The sequence below is a fragment of the Pararobbsia alpina genome, from assembly GCF_902859895.1.
In the GTDB taxonomy this organism is placed as follows: Bacteria; Pseudomonadota; Gammaproteobacteria; order Burkholderiales; family Burkholderiaceae; genus Pararobbsia; species Pararobbsia alpina.
Window position 1 is genome coordinate 1 of the sequence record NZ_CADIKM010000105.1, and the last position, 5,130, is coordinate 5,130.

The window sequence follows — 5,130 nt, forward strand, 5'->3', positions numbered from 1 at the left end:
GCTAATTAGGTCCCCACTTAGCAATAAGTGGGGGCTTCACGGCCTGTGCGCTCGCCGTGATAACCGCCTACCAATTCGACGTCGTCAACATGTCCTGGCTGGACGCTTACGCAAGATCCTTCATCGTCGGACTGACATATCGACATTCGACGGGCGTCGTCCGCGGTCTTCATACGAGAGCGGGGATTGTTCGTGTAACAGGTGGGGCGATCCAAGCCGTGTGTGGCGGAGGGTATGGGTCATTCGCGCAGCAACTTCGAGCGCGACATGAGAGTCCCTTGTTGGCCGATCCCTGCATTAAAGAGACAGGAACGCGGCGATGACCAATGCAGCAGCTCCGACGATGGATGCCACAGCGCCGACCAAATTTCCAAAATAGACAAGCCCACCCAGGCCGGCACCGCCTGAGGACAAGCCTCGCTCGCCAGTCAGTGCGGCCAGCGGCGTGGAGACGCAAAACCCGTACGCCGACACAATGAACGCGATGGCGATCAGCCAGGCCAGCGCCGTCGGGACAGTCATTGAGGGCAGCAAGGCGGCGACTGCCAGCATCAACGTTGCGCCGATTGGCAGGCTCAGGTGAGCCACGCGCCAAGAGTTAACGATATTTGGTGGCGCACCGCGCTTGATTGCCTTAGCGTAAGGGGCGCCGAGCAGCAAGCCGAAGAGAAGGACTATCGATCCGTGAAATACAAGTTGACGCGCGGCGGTGTGCATAAGATTCGAGATCGCGTGTAGCGGGCCGGTGGCTGAAGAGATCTTGGGAAGTCGAGCTAGTTCGTTACTCTGATGTAGCCTGAGGGGCTACATCCGCGATGGGTGTTCACGCCGCCCGTCGCTTGGCGACAAGCGTCAGTGGAACCGCAATCAACCATGCACAAAATTAAACCTGTCCTAGCAGCCGCGATGCTCGCCGCCGCTTCCGTGTCCGCCCAAGCAGGCACGATGGATTCGCCCGGCTTCTGGACCACGCCGACCATTCACGACTACGGCAAGAGCCACTTCTTGCCGAACGGTGCTTTCAAGCCGCAACCGGGCCACACCTACAAAATTGTCTTCGCGTTGACGCAGGGGCCCAAGACGCCCGGCGAAGTGAATCCAGCGTTAGATGTCGTCGCGCGCGCGGTGAATCTCTACGTTGCGTCCGGCGTGCCATTGCATTGGGACAGCGCCCTCACGAACCCATCTGGGCGCGGCGGTCCGAACGCAGAAGCGGCAGCTCGGCACAAAGAAGCAACGTGAATTCACGCAGGACGACATCAACGAAGTGGTCGCGGATCTGGCATACACTCGCTCTACCAAGCTCGCCAGATGTGCGCATCAAGGGGCTCCTGCTTCCGCGGCACGACCGGTTGGCGCGCCCTCTGGCTTTCGGTCTGCGCGAGCACCACCGAAATCGTCGCACACACCAGAAACGCAAACGGCATTATCAGCAGGCTCAGATTTCGCAACTCGTCCTTGAAGCAGAACGCGATGAAAAGCGGCACGGTAATCAAGGCGGCTATCCATGTCTGCATGCGGACAGCCGGCGGCAAGGTTCGCCAACCGATCTTCGCCAGAATACCGACGAGGAAGAGATGAAGGATGTGGAAACCCTTCGTCGTCGACACGCCGTAGTTGATCTCCGTTCGAAGATAGTTGAGCGGATTGAGCAGGAATCGTACGTGGTCGGCTAACTGATAATGCACCATGCCGCCACCGTTGTTCATATACCGAAGTTTCACCGCGACGTTGATTGCCGCGGCCACGCCCAGCAGCACGCCCATGAGCAACAATGATTGCCGGTGCGAGTAACGCATCGTGGCAATCGGATACAAGGTAAGTATGACAAACAGATACGATTCCTTGTTCAGCGTGGCAAGAAACACTACGACGAACAGCGAGACGAGATGCCGTTTGAGCGTCAGCCATACACCCAGCGCCATGAACAGCAACTCAGGCATGTCATAGAAGTAGCCACCCTCGGTCTGGATCAAGGGAAACACCGCCGCGATCACGAGCGGCGCGAGCGTCGACGCCACCCTGTCCCCGATTAACTCGATACAGACGGCCCGTATCGCAAACAGCGCCGCAAACATCGACAGGAACGTCATCGCGTACACGATCAGATAACGCACTGCGTACTCCGGAACGACGGAGTCCCTCGCGCCAGGAAAGAAACGGTGGATCGGATTAGAGAAGGGTATATCGCCAGCCAGCTTGTGGATGAGCGAAACTTTCGCTTTCTGAGGGATCGCGCTATCCACCAGATTTGCCGTCATCGGCAGCAATTGCCGATAGACAAACGGCTTATTCTGCGTCCCGTCCAGTGCAAGCCGCAGCGACATCAGCGAGTCGTCGCGGAATTGCCATTTGGTGCAGAATCCGCCAAACGATGATGCCGCGGCAATGTAGTAAATGAAGATCAGCAGAATCCACGCGCTGGTTCGGGACGGGACAGGTCTATTCAACATGACCTTCTCCTCGTTCAGGGATGATCGTATGCGAATCCCCGGACGCCGCCGAGTGGGCCACGCTTTCGCCGTCGTGTTGCCCACCACAGCGCAGGCGGAGTAAGCCAGCGCGTCAGCGCTAGCTTAACAACCCCAATCCCGAAGTAAGGTGCGATTCCGCACAAATGGGCGCATTTTTCGCAAAATCCGACGGCGTTTGTTGCAGGGCTTCTCGGGAGAGAGCGTGTCGCGCAATCAGCATCCACTCGCGCGAAATTGTCGGTGGATGCGCGCGATTTTTCACTGTCTTCGACGACCGCGAGGCCGTCAAAGACGATCTGCTCGCAGCGATTGCAGTCTAACTACCGCTGCAAGCATTTAACTGGATCACAAAAAAGCAAAGCCCCCTCACACAATATGTGGTGAGGGGACTTTGTGCGCTTGCGTCGCGAGACGCCACTGGGCCGAAAGATCGGACACTACCTCGCAACGGCCGATGCCGATGTCGATGCCAATGCCAGCTCGACGGTTTCGACAAAGCTCGACACAATCGACTCCATTGCCGCCCCCGGTCCGAGCACTGCAAAAAGGCCATTGCGTTTGAGAAAACGTGCGTGCTCGTCCGGAATGATGCCCCCAACCACAACCGCTGCCATCGGTCGACGGACCCGCAGGGTGCGCACGACCTCGCCAACAAGGTCAAGATGCGCACCCGATAGGGACGAAATGCCGACGACATCGGCCTTCGCTGCGATGGCGTCGTCGACCACCTCGCCGGGCGAGCGGAACAGCGCGCCGAGCGACACGTAGAATCCGGCATCGGTCAACGCCGCCGCGACGGTCTTTGCACCCCGATCGTGGCCGTCCTGCCCCACCTTTGCGATGAGCACCCTGGGCAGGCGTCCGAGGCGCGTGACGAGAGCACTGACACGATTGCATGCGTCACGCCAAGCCGCATCGACCATCCGCGCTTCGCCGTAAAGTCCGCTGCTAAAACGACTGGGCATCTTGTAGCGCGGCCAAACACCCTCCAGCGCGCGCGTGCATTCGCCGATTGTCGCGCGCGCGCGGACACACTCGATGGTGAGGGCCAGGAGGTTGCCGGTCCCGTCACGCGCACCGTCAGCGAGCGCCGCCAGCGCGCGCGCGACCAGGACGTCGTCGCGCCGTGTTTTCAGTTCTGCAAGCTGCCTAACTTGCCTGGCGCGAACCTGCCGACCGTCGATCTCGAGACAGTTAGACGGAGGATCCGCTTCCGGTGATCGAAACCGGTTCACACCCACGACGACACGCTGCCCTGAATCGATTCGTGCCTGTGTGCGTGTTGCAGCTTCGTGAATGCGCTGCTGTACCCAACCAGAGCGGATCGCTTCGACGACGCCTCCTTGCGTAGCAATTTGCGTCATCAGATCACGTACGCGCCCGGCAATATCGTCGGTAATCGACTCCATCATGTACGAGCCCGCCCACGGGTCGATAACATCGCACAGGCCCATCTCATGCTGCATGATCAACTGCGTGTCACGCGCGAGCCTTGATGCATCCGCGCTTGGGAGTGCAAGCGCCTCATCGTACGCATTGGTATGCAGCGACTGGGTGCCGCCGAACACGGCGGCCATCGCCTCGATCGTCGTCCGGACGATGTTGTTTTGTGGATGCTGCGCAGTGAGCGACCATCCCGACGTCTGGCAATGCATGCGTAAAGCTTGCGCTCTAGCCCCACGTGCACCCAGTTCGCTCATTATCCCGGCCCAGACGACCCGAGCGGCCCGAAGTTTGGCGATTTCCACAAAGAAATCGGTGCCCACGCCGAAAAAGAAACTCAGCCGCTCGCCGATGCGCTCGACACTCATGCCACGCGTCACCAGGGCATCGACGTAGGTGCGCGCATTGGACAGCGTCAGCGCGAGTTCGAGTACCGCGTCCGCGCCCGCTTCCTGAAAGTGGTAGCCTGAGACGGACATTGCATTGAAGCGCGGCGCGCGTTCGGCCAGATACTCGACGACGTCCGCGACGATCCGTAAGGACGGCTCCGGCGCGAATATCCAGGTATTGCGCACCATGTATTCCTTCAGGATGTCATTCTGGATCGTACCCGTAAGGGCCTCCGGGCGCACGCCACTTTCTTGCGCTGCCACGATGAATGCAGCCAGTACGGGTAGCACAGCGCCGTTCATCGTCATCGAGACCGACACCCGATCGAGCGGAATCTGCCGAAACAGGCGCTTCATGTCCTCGACGCTGTCGATTGCGACTCCAGCCATGCCGACATCGGCCGCGGCGGCAGGATCGTCCGAATCGTAGCCCCGATGCGTCGGCAGATCGAAGGCAACCGATAAACCCTGTGCCCCTTCGGCTAGCGCCGTCCGGAATGCAAGATTCGAATCGGCCGCGTCCGCATAGCCTGCGTATTGACGGATCGTCCACGGCTTTTGCGTATACATCGACGCATGGGGCCCTCGCACGAAGGGCGCCTCACCGGGTCGACTGCCGAGATGCGACACCCCTTCAAGATCGCTCGCCGTATACAGCGCCTTAAGCGGTACCGCACTGGGCCCGTGCCGTACTGCATCGCGACTTTCATCGGCGAAGTCCCGGTCGCCGCGCATATCGCCCTCGCGGTTCATCGCTGCCTCCAATGCTTGCTTGTTACTACGTCGGCAATCTTCTGCTGGTCGCTGCCACGACGAAGCTCGCA

The 5,130-nt window shown here is 59.9% G+C and carries 4 protein-coding genes; 1 reads left to right on the top strand and 3 read right to left on the bottom strand.

Translation table 11 applies throughout. The annotated features are described in order from the left end of the window. Positions 1-297: 297 nt before the first annotated feature. A complete protein-coding gene (locus tag HV670_RS29220) occupies positions 298-717 on the bottom strand; it encodes a styrene oxide isomerase (protein ID WP_175108420.1) in 420 nt (139 codons plus the stop codon). A 138-nt stretch (positions 718-855) separates the two neighbouring features. Between HV670_RS29220 and HV670_RS29225 the strand changes: the two genes are divergently transcribed. Then, a complete protein-coding gene (locus HV670_RS29225) occupies positions 856-1,242 on the top strand; it encodes a hypothetical protein (RefSeq protein WP_175108421.1) in 387 nt (128 codons plus the stop codon). Positions 1,243-1,295: 53 nt separating this feature from the next. Here HV670_RS29225 and HV670_RS29230 read toward each other — a convergent pair whose 3' ends face one another. Together HV670_RS29230 and scpA are read right to left on the bottom strand one after the other, a co-directional pair. Further along, positions 1,296-2,453, bottom strand: coding sequence for a hypothetical protein (locus tag HV670_RS29230; RefSeq protein WP_175108422.1), 1,158 nt, complete (start codon positions 2,451-2,453; stop codon positions 1,296-1,298). A gap of 458 nt (positions 2,454-2,911) precedes the next feature. Further along, positions 2,912-5,059: a methylmalonyl-CoA mutase gene (gene scpA, locus HV670_RS29235; protein WP_425511488.1), complete on the bottom strand. Its 2,148-nt coding sequence runs from the start codon at positions 5,057-5,059 to the stop codon at positions 2,912-2,914. Between the last annotated feature and the right edge of the window lie 71 nt (positions 5,060-5,130).